The organism is Actinomadura graeca (assembly GCF_019175365.1).
In the GTDB taxonomy this organism is placed as follows: domain Bacteria; phylum Actinomycetota; class Actinomycetes; order Streptosporangiales; family Streptosporangiaceae; genus Spirillospora; species Spirillospora graeca.
Map to the genome: position 1 here is coordinate 6,952,244 of NZ_CP059572.1, position 17,020 is coordinate 6,969,263.

The 17,020-nt window shown below is 75.0% G+C and carries 14 protein-coding genes; 8 read left to right on the top strand and 6 right to left on the bottom strand.

The window, feature by feature from the left end:
• Positions 1 to 924, top strand: a complete 924-nt coding sequence (locus AGRA3207_RS30890; protein WP_231330655.1) for an ABC transporter substrate-binding protein — start codon at positions 1 to 3, stop codon at positions 922 to 924.
• Between the two features lie 98 nt (positions 925 to 1,022).
• On the opposite strand, the gene AGRA3207_RS30895 is transcribed toward AGRA3207_RS30890, so the two are convergent.
• Both AGRA3207_RS30895 and AGRA3207_RS30900 read right to left on the bottom strand, forming a co-directional pair.
• On the bottom strand, positions 1,023 to 1,556 hold the full coding sequence (locus tag AGRA3207_RS30895) for a hypothetical protein (protein WP_231330656.1): 534 nt from the start codon (positions 1,554 to 1,556) through the stop codon (positions 1,023 to 1,025).
• A gap of 141 nt (positions 1,557 to 1,697) precedes the next feature.
• Entirely contained in the window at positions 1,698 to 2,354 is a 657-nt protein-coding gene (locus tag AGRA3207_RS30900) for a response regulator transcription factor (RefSeq protein WP_420830807.1), read from the bottom strand.
• Between the two features lie 164 nt (positions 2,355 to 2,518).
• Between AGRA3207_RS30900 and AGRA3207_RS30905 the strand changes: the two genes are divergently transcribed.
• Together AGRA3207_RS30905 and AGRA3207_RS30910 are read left to right on the top strand one after the other, a co-directional pair.
• Entirely contained in the window at positions 2,519 to 4,609 is a 2,091-nt protein-coding gene (locus tag AGRA3207_RS30905) for a GAF domain-containing sensor histidine kinase (RefSeq protein WP_231330658.1), read from the top strand.
• 208 nt (positions 4,610 to 4,817) lie between these two features.
• Positions 4,818 to 5,249, top strand: coding sequence for an ATP-binding protein (locus AGRA3207_RS30910; RefSeq protein WP_231330659.1), 432 nt, complete (start codon positions 4,818 to 4,820; stop codon positions 5,247 to 5,249).
• Here AGRA3207_RS30910 and AGRA3207_RS30915 read toward each other — a convergent pair whose 3' ends face one another.
• Complete coding sequence (locus AGRA3207_RS30915; protein ID WP_231330660.1) at positions 5,250 to 6,017, bottom strand: IclR family transcriptional regulator; 768 nt, start codon at positions 6,015 to 6,017, stop codon at positions 5,250 to 5,252. It abuts the gene before it with no gap.
• 92 nt (positions 6,018 to 6,109) lie between these two features.
• Between AGRA3207_RS30915 and hutH the strand changes: the two genes are divergently transcribed.
• The 5 genes from hutH to hutI are packed head-to-tail and all read left to right on the top strand — an operon-like array spanning position 6,110 to position 13,106.
• Complete coding sequence (hutH, locus tag AGRA3207_RS30920; RefSeq protein WP_231330661.1) at positions 6,110 to 7,654, top strand: histidine ammonia-lyase; 1,545 nt, start codon at positions 6,110 to 6,112, stop codon at positions 7,652 to 7,654.
• A gap of 10 nt (positions 7,655 to 7,664) precedes the next feature.
• The gene (gene hutU / locus AGRA3207_RS30925; protein ID WP_231330662.1) at positions 7,665 to 9,353 is read left to right on the top strand and encodes a urocanate hydratase; all 1,689 of its coding nucleotides are present in this window, start codon (positions 7,665 to 7,667) and stop codon (positions 9,351 to 9,353) included.
• Positions 9,350 to 10,564, top strand: coding sequence for an allantoate amidohydrolase (locus AGRA3207_RS30930; RefSeq protein WP_231330663.1), 1,215 nt, complete (start codon positions 9,350 to 9,352; stop codon positions 10,562 to 10,564). Before hutU ends, AGRA3207_RS30930 begins: the two co-directional genes overlap by 4 nt.
• Positions 10,565 to 10,574: 10 nt before the next feature.
• On the top strand, positions 10,575 to 11,921 hold the full coding sequence (locus AGRA3207_RS30935) for a formimidoylglutamate deiminase (RefSeq protein ID WP_231330664.1): 1,347 nt from the start codon (positions 10,575 to 10,577) through the stop codon (positions 11,919 to 11,921).
• Between the two features lie 12 nt (positions 11,922 to 11,933).
• Complete coding sequence (gene hutI / locus AGRA3207_RS30940; RefSeq protein ID WP_231330665.1) at positions 11,934 to 13,106, top strand: imidazolonepropionase; 1,173 nt, start codon at positions 11,934 to 11,936, stop codon at positions 13,104 to 13,106.
• Here the strand turns inward: hutI and AGRA3207_RS30945 are convergent.
• The 3 genes from AGRA3207_RS30945 to AGRA3207_RS39975 form a co-directional block, all read right to left on the bottom strand.
• Positions 13,088 to 13,525, bottom strand: coding sequence for a flavin reductase family protein (locus AGRA3207_RS30945; protein ID WP_231330666.1), 438 nt, complete (start codon positions 13,523 to 13,525; stop codon positions 13,088 to 13,090). The genes hutI and AGRA3207_RS30945 overlap by 19 nt on opposite strands.
• A gap of 41 nt (positions 13,526 to 13,566) precedes the next feature.
• A complete protein-coding gene (gene sppA, locus AGRA3207_RS30950; RefSeq protein ID WP_231330667.1) occupies positions 13,567 to 15,270 on the bottom strand; it encodes a signal peptide peptidase SppA in 1,704 nt (567 codons plus the stop codon).
• A 120-nt stretch (positions 15,271 to 15,390) separates the two neighbouring features.
• Positions 15,391 to 16,896, bottom strand: coding sequence for a serine/threonine-protein kinase (locus tag AGRA3207_RS39975; protein WP_273699961.1), 1,506 nt, complete (start codon positions 16,894 to 16,896; stop codon positions 15,391 to 15,393).
• Between the last annotated feature and the right edge of the window lie 124 nt (positions 16,897 to 17,020).

Consider the following 17,020-nt stretch of genomic DNA (forward strand, 5'->3'; position numbering starts at 1 on the left):
ATGAAGAACATCATCCGTGGAGCGGCCCTCGGCCTCGTGGCGGTCCTGGCGCTGTCGGGCTGCGGCGGAGGGGACGACGGCGGCGACGGCAACCCGCTGTCCGGCGGTGGCGAGAAGGGCACCATCACCGTCGGCGGGGCCAACTTCCCCGAGAGCGGCCTCATCGGCGAGCTGTACGCGCAGGCGCTGGAGGCCAAGGGCCTGAAGGTCCAGCGCAAGTTCAACATCGGCGCCCGCGAGATCTACTACGACCAGGTCGTCAAGGGCGGCATCAGCGTGATGCCCGAGTACAACGGCGCGCTGCTCACCACGTCGGTGGACAAGTCCAGCACCGCGGCCACCACCGAGGAGATCAACGCCGCGCTCAAGGCCAAGCTGCCGCCGAGCGTCGAGATCCTGGACTCGGCCAAGGCGGAGGACAAGGACTCCGTCACCGTCAACCCCCAGACCGCGTCCAAGTACAAGCTGAAGTCGATCGCGGATCTGAAGCCGGTCGCGGGGCAGCTCATCATCGCGGGCCCGTCCGAGTTCAAGACCCGCCAGCAGGGCCTCGTCGGCCTCAAGGCCAAGTACGGGCTGGAGTTCAAGAAGTTCCAGCCGTTCGACGCCGGGGCGCAGGCCACGCTCGTCAAGCTGCTGACCGAGGACAAGGTGCAGGCCGCCGACCTGTTCACCACCGACCCGACCATCCAGCAGAAGAAGCTCGTCGTGCTCGAAGACCCGCAGAACGTCTTCAGCGCCCAGAACGTGACACCGCTCGTCAACAAGACCGCCGTGAACACCGAGGCCCGGACGGCACTGAACGCCGTCTCGGCCAAGCTCACCACCCAGGACCTCCTGGACATGATGAAGCGCGTCGCCATCGACAAGGACGACCAGGAGACGGTCGCCAAGGACTGGCTGAAGAAGTCCGGCCTCGCCTGACGCAAGACGGCCGAGTCCCCGTAGGCGCCCGCCCCGCACGGGCGCCTACGGGGACGGTCACGCGGGTACCGCGGGCACCGCCCCGATCGGGCCGGTGCTCAGTACCAGGTGGTGCACGCGAACTGCTCGATGCCGACGTTGCTCCCGCAGGCCCGCATCCTCCACGCGGGATCCGGCGAGGTGAAGTGGAACTTGGTGGCCTTGTCGTCCCCGTTCGAGGTCCGGAACGGCCCGCACTGGAGCCAGGTGCGGCCGTGGTCGAAGCTCACGTCCATCCAGAGGTACTTCCCCTTGCCCGCCCTGTTCGGAGGGAAGTGTCCCCACACCACCTTCTTGCCGTTCGCGTTGGATTTGCCTTCCTCCAGCTTCACGGCCCCGCCGCCGGGCACCGCCACCTGGCGGACCGTCCGCAGATGAGTCGTGTTCGGGTGGGGCCAGGTCCAGCTGTCGCAGTCCTTGACCGAGGCGGTCGCCGGGGTCGCGGTCGTGGCCGGGGCGGCGGCCACCAGTGGCGCCGCCACGAGCAGGGTGAGGGCCGCGGACCTCACCGTGAACGTCGTCTTCCTGCGGCCCGGGGCGCCCCCGCCGTTCGCGTGGCGCCGGGGCCGGTCGATGGTGGTCCAGGTGGCCATCGGTCTCCTCGCTTTCGTCGCGTTCCGTTCTCCGCCGCTACCCGCGGTGACGGTCACGACTCTGCGGCGCCCGACGGCCCGGGCGCATGAGGCGGCCGGCTCAATCCGTCCCGCCCGGTGCCCGGACGGGACGGCGCGAGATCAGTCCGTGCCGAGACCCGCGTCGCGCGCGCGGGCGACGGCCTGCGCGCGGCAGTCGACCTGGAGCTTGTCGAAGATGTGCCCGATGTGATTGCGGACGGTCTTCTCCGCGACGACCAGCTCCCGCGCGATGCGGTGGTTGTTGTGCCCGCGTGCCACCAGGTCGAGCACCTCGCGCTCGCGGGCGGTGAGCATCGGCAGGACCTGCGGGGCCCCGGCGGGCCCGAGGCCGGAGAGCAGGGCGCCGATGCGCTCGGCGATGTGAGGGCCGAACGCCGCGCCGCCCGTCGCGACCGTGCGGACCGCGTGCAGCACCGTGTCCCGTCCGGCGCCCTTGAGCAGGAAGCCGCGGGCCCCCGCGCGCAGGGCGTGCAGGAGGCTGTCGTCGTCGCACATGGTCAGGATCAGCACCGGCACGCCGGGCGCGCGCTCGGCGAGGGTGCGGGTGGCCTCGATGCCGGAGGCGCCGGGAAGCATGATGTCCATCAGCACGACGTCGGGCCGGTGGAGCTCGACCGCGTCGGGCACCTCGGCGGCGGTGTCGGCCTCGGCGACCACCCGGATGTCGTCGCTGCTGTCGAGCGCGGCGCGCAGGCCGGAGCGGAACAGCGGATGGTCGTCCACGATCAGGACACGGACGGTCGGCTCGGCGTCCACAGAGGTCATACTAAGGGTGACCGGCCGCGACCGTAGGTGACATCCTGGGGATGGAATGCGGTCCGGGACGGCAGGCGACCCTGAGGCACTGGTCCCACGCGCCTGGGGCGGCGGGCGGGCGAGTGTGGAAGACGTCCCTGGCCAGGCTCAGGAAGGACACCGGTATGTCGCTCCTTGTGCCGGACCGAACGGAGAGGGGCCTGCCGAACCGGGAGCTCCTCGCCGCGGCGGCGACCTGCACCGTCGCGCAGGTGGCGCTGGTGGTGTGGGGAGTGGCGCTGCTGCAACGGCACCGGCACGGCGTCGGCCCGCCCGTCCTCCTCGCGGACGACGCCGCGGTGGCGCTGGTCGGGCTGCTCCTGGCCGTCGCCGGGCTGCTGATCGTCGCGCACCGCTCCGGCCGGGCGGTGGGGTGGCTGCTGCTGGCCAGCGGGCCGCTCCTCGTCGTCGCCCGCGTGGCGGCGGTCGCGGTCGCGGCACGTCCTGGATCCGCCGTCACGGCCCTGGCCGTGCTGCTGGTCAGGATCCCCGTGATGACCCTGGTCACCGTGGTGATCGCGATGTTGCCGATGCTGTTCCCCTCCGGCCGGCTGCCCCGGCGCGCCCTGCGCTGGTATGGGGCGGCCGTCGCGGTCTGGGGGGCCCTGCGCGCCTACCTCGACCTCGCCCGCCATCCCGAGCCGTTCGGCGTCCCCAACCCGCTGGTCCCCGGCGCGACCGGCGGGACGGTGCGGGAGCTGTCGGCCGCGCTGGACTTCCCGATCGCGATGACCGGGCCGCTGCTGCTGGCCGTCACGCTTGCGGTGATGGTCCCGCGCTGGCGGCGCGGCGGCGGGCCGCCCTGGTGGCAGACGGTCGCGTTCATCGTCCCGTTCGCCGTCTGGGTGACCGCCCTCACGCTCGACCGCTCGATGACGCTGGAGGGATGGCCGCGGCTGGGGCTGCTCGGCGGCAGCGCGCTGGGCTGGGCGGTGGCCCTCGCCTGCGTCTTCACCCGCGACCGGATCTGGGTGATCGACCGGCCCACACGCCGCCTGCTGACCGCGTTCGTGCTGGTCACCGGGGTCATCCTGGTCTATGGCGCGGTGATCGCGGTGGTCACGGCCGCCCGGTGGGACGGCCGCGGCACCGCGGTCGTGCTGCCGGCCTGCCTGATCTTCGCCGCCGGCGCGGCGCTGCGTCCGACCGCCCGCTGGTGCGCCCGGGCGGTCGACCGCCTCTACTACGGCGAACGCTCCCGCCCCTACCAGCTCGCGCGCGACCTCGCCGAACGCCTCAGCCGGACCGTCCGTCCCCAGGACGCGCCGGCGCTGCTGTGCGCGACCGCCGTCGACGACCTCCGCCTGCCCGGCGCCCGCCTGGTCGTCCCCACGCAGGGAGGGGCCCGCGAACTGGCCGCCGCCGGCCGCCCCGCCGACCCGGCCCGGCACGACGGCGGCAAGGGCCCCGAGGAGGAGTTCGAGCTGGCCTACGACGGCGCGGTCATCGGGCACCTGCGGGTCCGGCCCCGCGACGCCGGTGCCCTGGACGGCCAAGACCGCGAGGTCCTGCGGTTCCTCGCGGACCAGGCCGCCCCCGCCGTGGCGTCCCTGCGCCTGTACGAGGACCTGCGCGCGGGCCGCGAGCAGCTCCTCACCGCCCGGGAGACCGAACGGTGGCGGCTGCGCCGCGACATCCACGACGGCATCGGCCCCGCCCTTTCCGCGCTGCGCCTGCGCATCGACACCGCGCGGGCCGCCGTCCCCGACGGTTCCGGCGCCTCGGCGTCCCTGGGCCAGATCTCCGGCCACGTCGCCGACCTGATCGACGAGGTCCGCCGCATCTCCGCGGGGCTGGTCCCCGGCGCGCTCGCCGACGTCGGCCTCGGCCCCGCCGTCCGCGGCCTGGCCGAACGGCTCGCCGGGACGAGCACGCGGATCGACGTCCGCCTCCGCCCCGACCCGCTGCCGCCCCTGCCCGCCGCCCTCGAAACGGCCGCCTACCGCATCGCCGCCGAGGCCATCACCAACCTCGTCCGCCACGCGCGGGCCCGCCACGCCCTGGTCACGCTGTCCGCGGACGGCTCCGCCGTCAGGGTGGGGGTCCGCGACGACGGCATCGGCATCACCCCGCACCGCCCGTCCACCGGCGTCGGCCTCCAGTCCATGGCCGAACGCGCAGCGGAACTCGGCGGCACCTTCGACATCTCCAGCGGCGCCCGTGGCACCATCGTCCGAGCCCGCCTCCCCTGGACGGCCCCAGACCCGGCCCCGTAAGGAACCGAAGTCGCACCGATCCGGGGGTGGTCGGTGTGCGAATGCTCTGTAGGCGGACTGTTCCGGCCGTTCGGTGAACGGGGCGGGACGTCCGTGGCGGCGGCGTGCCCGGCCTCGCAGCGGGCGGTCCGGCCGGGGCTCTCGCTGACCGGCGGGCCGTGTCGTCGACGATCGGACCTGATGACACACCGTCCTTTTGGGGTGCACCATGCTCGCTCTCGCTCGCGCGGAACCGGCCGTCTCGATGTACTGGCGGCGGGAGTTCCGCGGCACGGCCGACCGGATCCGGCTCGTCCGGGCGTTCGCCGCGCAACTGCTGGTCGACTTCCCGGTCCTGGACGACGTGCTGCTCGTGCTGGACGAGCTGGCCGTCAACGCGATCCGCCACACGCGGTCGGGGCAGGAGGGCGGCCGGTTCACCGTGGACGTGAGCATGGACGTCGCCGGTGTCATCGTCTACGTCGCCGACCAGGGCGGGCCGGGGGAGCCGCGGCTGCGGAGCGTCTTCGACCTCGCCGAAGGGGGGCGCGGGCTGCTGACCGTGGACGCGCTCGCCGCCACCTGGTCGTGGACCGGCGACGCGCGCGGGCGTGTCGTCCGCGCCACGTTCCCCGCGCACCGCGCCGCGCCCCTCTACTAGTCAGGACTCGGAGGGCGGGCGGCCCGTCAGGCGGGTCGTCAGGGCCCGGGCCGTCTCACGGACGGGGGCCGCCAGCGCCGGCCAGGTGTCCGGGGGGCGGTCCTCGCGGCGGAACGTGACCGTGACGGCGGCCGTGGGGTGGCCGGTGTGGTCGAAGGCGCAGGCGGCGATGCTCGCGAAGCCCGCGGTGACGTGGCCGTCCTCGGCCGACCAGCCGCGGCGGGCGTCGTCGGCGAGGACGCGGCGGAGGTCGCGGAGCGTCGCCGGGCCGCGGCCGGTGCGGTCCACGAACGGGCCGGGGAACAGGGCGCGGACCTGCGCCGGGGGCAGGTGCGCCAGCAAGGAGCGGCCGCTCGCGGTGAGCTGGGCGGGCAGGCGGACGCCCACGTCGGTGACGAGGGTGGCGTGCCGGGGCGGCTGCTCCTTCAGCAGGTAGAGGATCTCCGGCCCGTGCAGGACGCCCAGTTGCGCGATCTCTCCGACGCGGTCCACGAGGCGGCGGAGCAGGGGGCGGGCGAGGCGTTCGAGGGGTTCATGGCGCAGGTAGGCGGAGCCGACCTCGAACGCGGCGACGCCGAGGCCCCACCGCCGCTCCTCGGGGAGGTAGGCGACGAAGCCGTCCGCGGCCATCGCGGTCAACAGGTGGTAGGTGCTGGAACGCGGCAGGGCCAGGGAGCGGGCTATCGCGGACGCGGGCAGCGGGCCCGCGGCCCCGGCCAGGAGGCGCAGGACGGCGAGGGCCCGCCGCGCCGCGGGGACCTGGCTCATGCGCCCATTGTCTCGTATGTGAGACAGAGGTCGCCGGACGGCCCTGCCTTCCGCGCCGTCCCGCCGACGATAGTGGGGGTATGGGTTTCGTCATGGGGGGCACAGATGTCCGCGTCGGGCCGGATCCGCTGACGTTCGCGCAGGTCGCAGCGGTCGCGCGGGACGGCGCGCAGATCTCGCTGACCGACGAGGCGCTGAAGCTGATCGCCGCTTCGCGTGCGCATATCGAGGAACTGTCGGCCCGTCCCACACCCGTCTACGGGGTCTCGACCGGGTTCGGGGCACTGGCGACCCGGCACATCCCGCCCGGGTTGCGGGCCCAGCTCCAGCTGAACATCGTCCGGTCGCACGCGGCGGGGTCGGGGCCGGAGGTCGAGCGCGAGGTCGTCCGGGCGCTGATGCTGCTCAGGCTGCGGACGCTCGCCACCGGCCGGACGGGTGTCCAGCCCGTCACCGCACAGACCATGGCCGCGCTGCTCAACGCCGGCATCACGCCCCAGGTGTTCGAGTACGGGAGCCTCGGCTGCTCCGGGGACCTCGCCCCCCTCGCGCACGTCGCGCTGGCGCTGATCGGGGAGGGGTCGGTCAGGGACGCCCGAGGCGCGCTGGTGCCCGCGGCCGACGCGCTGGCCGCGGCCGGGATCGAGCCGGTGACGCTCGGCGCCAAGGAAGGCCTCGCCCTGCTCAACGGGACGGACGGCATGCTCGGCATGCTCGTCCTCGCCATCGGCGACCTGCACCGGCTGCTGACCGCCGCCGACGTCGCGGCGGCCATGACCGTCGAGGCGCTGCTCGGCACCGACCGGGTGTTCGCCGCCGACCTGCAGGAGCTGCGGCCGCATCCGGGGCAGGCCGCGTCCGCGGCGAACCTGCGGGCGCTGCTCGCCGGGTCGCAGATCATGGAGTCGCACCGGGGGCCCGACTGCACCCGCGTCCAGGACGCGTACTCGCTGCGCTGCGCCCCCCAGGTGAACGGCGCCGCGCGGGACACCCTGGTCCACGCCGAGCTGGTCGCCGGACGGGAGCTGGCGTCCGCCGTCGACAACCCCGTCGTCCTGCCGGACGGGCGGGTGGAGTCCAACGGCAACTTCCACGGCGCCCCGGTCGCCTACGTCCTGGACTTCCTGGCGGTCCCGGCGGCCGACGTCGCGTCGATGTCCGAGCGGCGCACCGACCGGATGCTCGACAAGGGCCGCTCGTACGGGCTGCCCGCCTTCCTCGCCGACGACCCCGGCGTCGACTCCGGGCACATGATCGCCCAGTACACGCAGGCGTCGATCGTCTCCGAGCTGAAGCGGCTCGCCGTCCCCGCGAGCGCCGACTCCATCCCCAGCTCGGCCATGCAGGAGGACCACGTGTCCATGGGGTGGAACGCGGCCCGCAAGCTCCGCAGGGCGGTGGACGGGCTGACCCAGGTGGTCGCCATCGAGATCCTCACCGCCGCGCGGGCCCTGGACCTGCGCTTCCCGCTGCGTCCCGGGCCGGCGACCGCCGCGGTCGTCGCGCGGCTGCGGGAGGCCGTCCCGCCGCCCGGGCCGGACCGCCACCTCGCCCCCGAGATCGCCGCCGCCACCGCGCTCGTCCGGGACGGCTCGCTCACCGCCGCCGCCGAGGCCGTCACCGGCCCCCTCTCCTAAGGAGCCCGCAATGTCCGGTCCCCGTCCCGTCCGCGCGCCGCGCGGCACCTCCCTGACCGCCAAGGGCTGGCCGCAGGAGGCCGCCCTGCGCATGATCCAGAACAATCTCGACCCGGAGGTCGCCGAGCACCCCGACGAGCTGGTCGTCTACGGCGGGTCGGGGAAGGCCGCCCGCAGCTGGGACGCCTTCGACGGCATCGTCGGGTCCCTCGCCGACCTGGAGGGCGACGAGACGCTGCTCGTCCAGTCGGGCAAGCCGGTCGGGATCTTCCGGACGCACGAGTGGGCGCCCCGGGTGCTGATCGCCAACTCCAACCTGGTGCCGCAGTGGGCGACCTGGGAGGAGTTCCGCCGCCTCGAATCGCTCGGCCTCACGATGTTCGGGCAGATGACCGCCGGGTCGTGGATCTACATCGGCACGCAGGGCATCCTCCAGGGGACCTACGAGACGTTCGCCGCGGTCGCCGGGAAGCGGTTCGGCGGCTCGCTCGCCGGGACGGTCACGCTGACCGCCGGGCTGGGCGGGATGGGCGGCGCGCAGCCGCTCGCCGTCACGATGAACGGCGGCGTGGCGATCTGCGTCGAGTGCGACCCGTCCCGCATCGAGCGGCGCGTCGCGCACCGGTACTGCGACGTGCGGGCCGGTTCGCTGGACGAGGCGCTCCGGCTCGCCGAGGAGGCCAGGGCGCGGCGGCGGCCCTTGTCGATCGCCGTGCTCGGCAACGCCGCCGCCGTCGTCCCGGAGCTGCTGCGGCGCGGCGCGCCCATCGACGTCGTCACCGACCAGACCAGCGCCCACGACCCGCTGATGTACCTGCCGGAGGACGTCGCGTTCGAGGACATGGCCGCCGAGCGCGACAAGGACCCCGCGGGGTTCACCGCCCGCGCCCGCGCGTCGATGGCCGCGCACGTCGAGGCGATGGTCGGCTTCCAGGACGCGGGCGCCGAGGTGTTCGACTACGGCAATTCCATCCGCGGGGAGGCGCAGGTCGCCGGGTACGCGCGGGCGTTCGACTTCCCCGGGTTCGTGCCCGCCTACATCCGGCCGCTGTTCTGCGAGGGCAAGGGCCCGTTCCGCTGGGCGGCGTTGTCGGGCGACCCGCGGGACATCGCCCGCACCGACCGGGCCGTCCTCGACCTGTTCCCCGACAACGAGCCCCTGACCCGGTGGATCAGGATGGCGGGGGAGCGGGTCCACTTCCAGGGCCTGCCGTCCCGGATCTGCTGGCTCGGCTACGGCGAGCGCGACCGGGCCGGGGAGCTGTTCAACGACCTCGTGGCGCGCGGCGAGATCAGCGCGCCGATCGTGCTCGGCCGCGACCACCTCGACTGCGGCTCGGTCGCCAGCCCCTACCGCGAGACCGAGGGCATGGCGGACGGCTCGGACGCCATCGCCGACTGGCCGCTGCTGAACGCCATGCTCAACACCGCGTCCGGCGCCACGTGGGTGTCCATCCACCACGGCGGCGGCGTCGGCATCGGGCGGTCCGTCCACGCGGGCCAGGTCTGCGTCGCCGACGGGACGCCGCTCGCCGCCGAGAAGCTCCGGCGCGTCCTCACCAACGACCCCGGCACCGGCGTGATGCGGCACGTCGACGCGGGCTACGACCGCGCCGCCGAGGTCGCCGACGAGCGCGGCGTCCGGGTGCCCATGCGCGCCTCCGGCGGGCCGTCGCCCGCCGGCGGGGGGACGGCGTGAGCTTCGAGGAGATGTGGGCGGCGCTGCTGCCCGTCGGGCGGGACGGGGCGACCGGCGGCTACCACCGGTTCGCGTGGACGCCGCCGGAGCTTGAGTGCCGCGCCTGGTTCGCCGACGAGGCGCGCCGCCGCGGCCTGCCCGTCGAGCACGACACCAACGGCAACATGGTCGCCTGGTGGTACCCGGACGGCGGGGGACGCGGCGATGCCGTCCTGACCGGCAGCCACCTGGACTCGGTGCCCGGCGGCGGCGCGTTCGACGGGCCGCTCGGCGTCGTCTCGGCGTTCGCGGCCGTGGACCTGCTGCGCGAGCGGGGCGCGCGGCTCCGCAGGCCCATCGGGATCGCGGCCTTCGCGGAGGAGGAGGGCGCGCGGTTCGGGGTCGCGTGCCTCGGGTCGCGGCTGCTGACCGGGGCGATCGACCCGGTGCGGGCGCGGGCGCTCACCGACGCCGACGGGCGCACCTTCGCCGAGGTCATGCACAACGCCGGGCTCGACCCGCAGGCCATCGGCCCCGACGAGGACCTCCTCGGACGCGTCGGCTGCCACGTCGAGCTCCACGTCGAGCAGGGGCGGGCGCTGCGCGGGCCGGTGGGGGTGGCTAGCGCGATCGTCCCGCACGGCCGGTGGCGGTTCGACTTCCACGGCGAGGGCAACCACGCCGGGACGACCCTGCTCGGCGACCGGCGCGACCCGATGCTGCCGTTCGCCGGGATGGTCCTCGCCGCGCGCGAGGCCGCCCGGCGCAACGGCACCGTCGCGACCGTCGGGAAGGTCAGGGTCGAGCCGGGCGGGGTAAACGCCATCGCCTCGTCCGTCACCGCCTGGCTGGACGCCCGCGGCCCCGCCGACGACGCCGTCCGGCGGACGGTCGCGGAGGTCGACGAGGCCGCGCGGGCCGCCGCCCGCGCCCACCGGGTCGGCGTGGACCTCGCCGAGGAGTCCTACACCGAGATCGTCGACCTCGACCTCGCGCTGCGCGACCGCGTCCGCGACGCCGCCGAGGGCGTCCTGGACGGCGGCGTCCCCGTCCTGCCGACGGGGGCGGGACACGACGCGGGCATCCTGTCGGCCCGCGTGCCGGCCGCGATGCTGTTCGTCCGCAACCCGACCGGCATCTCGCACGCGCCCGCCGAGTCCGCCGAGACCGCCGACTGCCTCGCGGGGGTGGAGGCCCTCACCGGGGTACTTGCCGACCTGGCCTGCGGGTAGATAACCGACTATGCAGTGGCATGCCCAATACGCATGGCTCGGAGACGGCGTCGCCGCGGACGTCCTCATCGAGGCCGACGGCGAACGGATCACCGGCGTCACCCGCGACGTCCCCGCCCCCCGGGACGCGCCCCGCCTGCCCGGCCTGACCCTGCCGGGACTGGCCGACGCGCACTCCCACGCCTTCCACCGCGCGCTCCGCAGCCGCGTCCAGGCCCGGCGCGGCACCTTCTGGACGTGGCGCGACCAGATGTACGAGGTCGCCGACCGCCTCGACCCCGGCTCCTACCGCGCCCTGGCGCGGGCCGTCTTCGCGGAGATGGCCCTCGCCGGGATCAGCTGCGTCGGCGAGTTCCACTACCTGCACCACCGGCCGGGCGGCGCGCCCTACGACGATCCCAACGCGATGGGCGAGGCCCTGATCGCCGCCGCCGCCGACGCGGGCATCCGGATCACCCTCCTCGACGCCTGCTACCTCACCGGCGGCATCGGGCGGCCGCTCCAGGGACCCCAGCTCCGCTTCGGCGACGGCACCGCGGGCAACTGGGCGCGCCGCGTCGACAGCCTCCACGAGCACACCGGCAAGGAACGCCGCCTGCACGCCCGCGTCGGCGCCGCGGTCCACTCCGTCCGCGCGGTGCCCCGCGAGCAGCTGGGCGCCGTCGCGTCCTGGGCGCGGGAGCACCGGGCGCCGCTGCACGTCCACCTGTCGGAGCAGCCCGCCGAGAACCGCGCGTGCCAGGACGCCTACGGCATGACGCCCACCCGCCTCCTCGCCGAGGCCGGGGCCCTGGGCGCCCTGTCCACCGCCGTCCACGCCACCCACCTCACCGAGGAGGACATCGGGCTCCTCGGCGCCACCATGACCGGCGTGTGCATGTGCCCCACCACCGAACGCGACCTCGCCGACGGCATCGGCCCCGCCCGCGACCTCGCCGACGCGGGCTCCCCGATCTGCCTCGGCTCCGACCAGCACGCCGTCCTCGACCTGTTCGAGGAGGCCCGTGCCGTGGAGCTGGACGAGCGGCTCCGCACCCGCGCACGCGGCCACTGGACGGCCGGGGAGCTGCTCACCGCCGCCACGTCCGCCGGCCACTCCGCCCTCGGCTGGCCCGAGGCGGGACGGCTGGAGCCCGGCGCCTACGCCGACCTCGTCACCGTGGACCTCGGCTCGGTCCGCACCGCCGGCGCCGGAGCCGCGCACGCCGCCGAGGCCGCCGTCTTCGCCGCGACCGCCGCCGACGTCCGGCACGTGGTCGTCTCCGGCCGCCAGATCGTCCACGACGGCCGCCACCTGCTGGTCGACGATGTCGCGGACGCGCTGGCGGAAGCCGTCACCGCCGTGACGGACGCGTGAGACCCTGCCCACGTGAGCATCACCGTCACGAACATCGGGGAACTGGTCACCAACGAGCCCGGGACCGGGGAGGGCCCGCTCGGCGTCCTCCGCGACGCCGCCGTCGTGATCGACGGCGGGACGGTCGCCTGGACGGGCCCGGCCTCCCGGGCCCCCGCCGCCGACACCTCGTTCGACGCCGCCGGACGCGCCGTCCTCCCCGGCTTCGTCGACTCCCACGCCCACCTCGTCTTCGCCGGGGAACGCGCCGAGGAGTTCGCCGCCCGCATGAGCGGCCGCCCCTACGGCGCGGGCGGCATCCGCACGACGGTCGCCCGCACCCGCGCCGCGTCCGACGACCGCCTGCGCGCCAACCTGCGCCGCCTCGTCGACGAGATGGCCCGGCAGGGGACGACGACCGTCGAGTGCAAGTCCGGCTACGGCCTCACCGTCGAGCAGGAGGAACGCGCCGTCCGCATCGCCGCGGAGGTCGCCGACGAGGTCACCTACCTCGGCGCGCACGTCGTCCCGCCCGAGTACGGCGACGACACCGACGCCTACGTCGACCTGGTCACCACCGGCATGCTCTCCGCCTGCGCCCCCCACGCCCGCTGGGTGGACGTCTTCTGCGAGGAGGGCGCCTTCGACGCCGGCCAGGCCCGCGCCGTGCTCCAGGCAGGGGTGAAGGCGGGCCTGGCCCCCCGCGTCCACGCCAACCAGCTCACCCAGGGCCCGGGCGTCCGCCTCGCCGTGGAGCTGGACGCCGCGTCCGCCGACCACTGCACGTTCCTCGGCGACGCCGACGTCGACGCCCTCGCGTCCTCCCGCACCGTCGCGACGCTGCTGCCCGGCGTCGAGTTCTCCACCCGCCAGCCCTACCCGGACGCGCGCCGCCTCCTGGACGCGGGTGCCACCGTCGCCCTCGCCACCGACTGCAACCCCGGCTCCTGCTTCAGCTCCAGCATGGCCTTCTGCATCGCCGTGGCCGTCCGCGACATGCGCATGACCCCGGCCGAGGCCGTCTGGTCCGCCACCGCAGGCGGTGCCCACGCGCTACGCCGTACCGACGTGGGCCGCCTAGGGCCCGGCGCGCGCGCGGACGTTCTGCTACTGGACGCCCCGTCGCACATCCATCTCGCCTACCGCCCCGGCGTCCCCCAGGTCGCCGCCGTGTGGAAGGGCGGACGTCAGGTGGCGCCGAGGTAGCGGCGGTTGACCCGGATCAGCGGCTTCTCCCCGCGGGCGACGTAGTCCGCGGACAGGACCTCGGCGACGAAGAGCGTGTGATCGCCGGCGTCGACGGCCTGGCGTGTCTCGCATTCGAGGGCGGCCAGGCCGGAGCCGGGGATGAGCGCGCCGGTCAGGGGGCCGCGGTGGTGGGGCTCGCCCGCGAGGAGCAGGCGGGCGCTCGGGCGGCCCTCGGCGGCGAAGCGTCCCGCGAGGGCGCGCTGGCCCGCGGCGAGGACGGTCGCGGCCCACCGCTCGCGGCGCCGCAGGACCTCGGCCAGGTAGGACGACGAGCCCACGCCCGCCAGGACCATCGGCGGCTCCAGGGACACCGACGTGAACGAGGTCACGGTCGTGCCGAGGTCGTCGCGGCCGTCCCGGACCGTCAGCACGGCCACGCCGGTGGCGAAGGACGCGACGGCCTCGACGAAGCCGGTGGTCAGCGGATCTCCCAGGAGCCGGGGAGGGTGAGGGGACCTGCGGCGGGCAGGCCCAGCCGGGCGGCGAGCCCGCCGAGGGAGCCCCAGCCGTCGAAGCGGGCGGCCGCGGCCGCGCGGTCCTCGCTGGACTCCGGCGGGCGCAGCCGCTCCAGCGGCGAGGTGTGCGGGTAGGTGCGCACCGGCGCGTCGGCGGCGAGCCCGGACCGCTTGCGCGCCAGGTCGAGGGCCAGGTCGAGGCCGCCCAGCTCGTCCACCAGGCCGCCGTCCTTGGCGTCGGCGCCCGTCCAGACCCGGCCCCGGGCAAGCTCGTGGACACGGTCGCGGGACAGCTCGCGGCCCTCGGCGACCTTGGTGGTGAAGTCGTCGTAGATCCGGTCGAGGGAGGCGTTGACGCGCTCCCACTCGGAGTCGCTGAAGTCCTTGGTGGCGCTGAACATGCGGGCGTGCTCGCCGTCGGCGACGGTGCCGAGGCCGATGCCGACGCGCTCCAGCAGGCCGTTCACCACGGCCTTGCCGACCACGACGCCGATCGAGCCGGTGATCGTGCCGGGCTGCGCGACGATCGTGTCCGCCGCCATCGCCACGTAGTAGCCGCCGGACGCGGCGACGTCGCCCATCGAGACGATCACGGGCTTGCCGGCGCGGCGGGCCAGCACGACCTCGCGCCAGATCGCGTCGGAGGCCACGGCGGAGCCGCCGGGGCTGTTCACCCGGAAGACGATCGCCTTGACCCGGTCGTCCTTCGTGGCGGCCCGGAACGCGGCGCCGACGGTGTCCGAGCCCATCGCGGGACCGGAGTTCGGCAGCGGGCCGCCGCGCCCGCTGCGGCCGAGGCGGATCGGGCCGTGCCCGTTGATCAGGGCGACGAAGTCCTGCCGCCCCGGCTGCGGGAGGCGCCGGGCGAGGCCGTGCGTGCGGTTGTAGCGGGCCACGTAGCGCAGCTGGGCGGTCTCGCCGAACCGCTCGCGCAGGTCGGCGTACACCTCGTCGCGGTAGCCGAGCCGGTCGACCAGGCCCTCTTCCAGGGCCTCGTCCGCGAGCAGCGGGCCGCGGTCGGTGAGCTCGCGGACCTTCTCGGCGGTCAGCCCGCGGGCGGCGGCGATGCCCTCGGTGATCTGCTCGCCGATGGACGTCACGAGCCGCTGGGACGACTCCTCGTGCTCGGGCGTGTACGTCCGCTCCATGAACGTGTTCGCCATGGTCTTGTACTCGTACCGCTTGGCGAAGCGCGGCCGGACCCCCGCCTTCTCCAGCGCGCCCGCGAAGAAGGGCTCCTCAAGCGCCACGCCGGTGAGGCCGACCTCGCCGGTGGGCTGGAGGTAGATCGTGTCGAAGGCGGTGGCCAGGTAGAACGGGACGGTGCCCCGGCCGCCCTCGCCGAACGTCTCCGCCCAGGCGACGGCGAGCTTGCCCGCCTCGCGGAACGCCTGGACGGCCTCCCGCAGCTCCTGCGCGAGCGCCAGCCCGGCCCCGCCGGTCACCTTCACGACCAGGGCCCGGACACGGCTGTCGGAGCGGGCGCGGCGCAGCCCGTCCAGGACGTCCCGCAGGTTGGTGCGGCGCATGGACATGATCGCCGAGATCGGGTCCGCGGGCGCGGTCTCCACGATGCCCTCGGTGAGGTCCAGCTCCAGGATCAGCGGGGCCGTCCGCCGGTCCCGGGCCTGCTTGATGACGTTGACGACCGTGCCGGGATCCACCATGACCCCACCTTATGCGCTGCCGCGGGGCCCCTCGGCGCGCGAAGGCGCGGTTCGGGAGGACACGCAGCCGACGCCGGCGCGCCCGGCCGATCCCGTGCGCCGCCGCCCAGCGCACCGGTCTCAGCCGGCGCGGCGGAGTGTTCCCCTGGTGGTCCCCACGCCGGGCGAGGTGTACTCCAGCGTGCCGGACACCAGTTTCAGCGTCACGGTGCCGCCGATGCAGAACCCGGCCGTCCCGTCGCTGGTCCGCGGGGTCTCCTGGAACACCACCGTCGAACCGGACACGCTGGTGACGGCGAGGGTGTCCTCGCAGCCCCAGGTGGCGTACTCGGAGGTGCCGCCCCCGGTGCCGCCCTCCAGCCGCAATGTCGCGGTCGTGGACGAGTCGCCCGTGGTGATCCCGCCGGTCTGCGTCAGCGTCCCCTTCCAGGTCCCGCCGAACTCGGCGGGCACGACGGCGGCCGTGCCGGACGGGCGCGTCGCGGACGGGCCGGGAGTGGCGGACTTCTGGCCGGAGACGTCGGAGGCCGTGGCGGCTGATGAGCGCCCGGCCTGCGGTGGCTTCTCGCCCTCCCTCGTCAGGGCGTACGCCGCCGCGCCCGCCATCACGAGCGCGGCGAGGGGGACGGCGACGGCCACGGCGAGCCGCCCGCGGCGACGGCCGGCGGCTGGGACGACGGTGGGGTCGGCGGTCGGGGCGGCGGTCTGGGAGAGCGGGACCGGCGGAAGCGTCGGCGCGGCCTGTCCCGGCGACGGGACCGGCGGCGGGAAGGACGGCGGAACCGGTGACGGGACCGGCGCGCCCGAGGGACCCGGGACGGTCGGCGGCCCGGCGGAAGGGTCCACGAGCCGCACCATCAGCTCGCGGGCTGCGGGACGCCCGGCGGGGTCCTTGGCGAGGCACTCGGCGAGCAGCGGCAGCAGGGACGGCGGCACCCCGCCCAGGTCGGGCGCGCCGTTGGCGATGCGGTGCATGGTGGCCGCGACGCTGGTGGTGGGCCCGAATGGCGGGTGGCCGGTGGCCGCGAAGACCATGGTGCCCGCCCAGGCGAACACGTCGGAGCGGTCCGTCGGCGGGTGCCCGTCCAGCCATTCGGGGGCGAAGTAGGCGGGCGTGCCGACGAGCTGGGTGTGGGTCTCGGCGTCGATGGCCCGCGCGATGCCGAAGTCGACGACCCGGGGGCCGTCCGGGCCGAGCAGGACGTTGGCGGGCTTGAGGTCGCGGTGCACGATCCCGGCGCCGTGGATGGCGGCGAGCGCGCTCGCGGTGTTGACCGCCAGCCGTTCCAGCTCGCCGCCGCGCAAAGGGCCGTGCTCCTGGACGCGCTGCTGGAGGGACGGCCCGTCGATGAACTCGCTGACCACGTAGGGCAGCTCGCCGTCCGCCGAGGAGTCGAGGACGGCCGCGGTGCAGAACGCGGCGACCTGCTGGGCCGCGCGCATCTCCCGCGCGAAGCGCGCGCGGGCGGCGGAGTCGGTGGTCTTCAGCATCTTGACCGCGACGCGTTCCCCCGACGGCCCCTCACCGAGGTACACCACGCCCTGGCCGCCCTCGCCGAGCCGGCCCGTCAGCCGGTAATCGCCGGCGGAGCGGGGATCGTCGCGGTCCAGGGGCAGGACGGGCATCGCAGGCTCCTCGGGGCCGTCGCACTCGGACAGGGTCCCGGTCGCACTCGGACAGGGTCCACCGGTGTCGCCCCCCAACGACGCCTCCACCGTACTGGGATCGGCCGGCGGATATCGTCGGCCC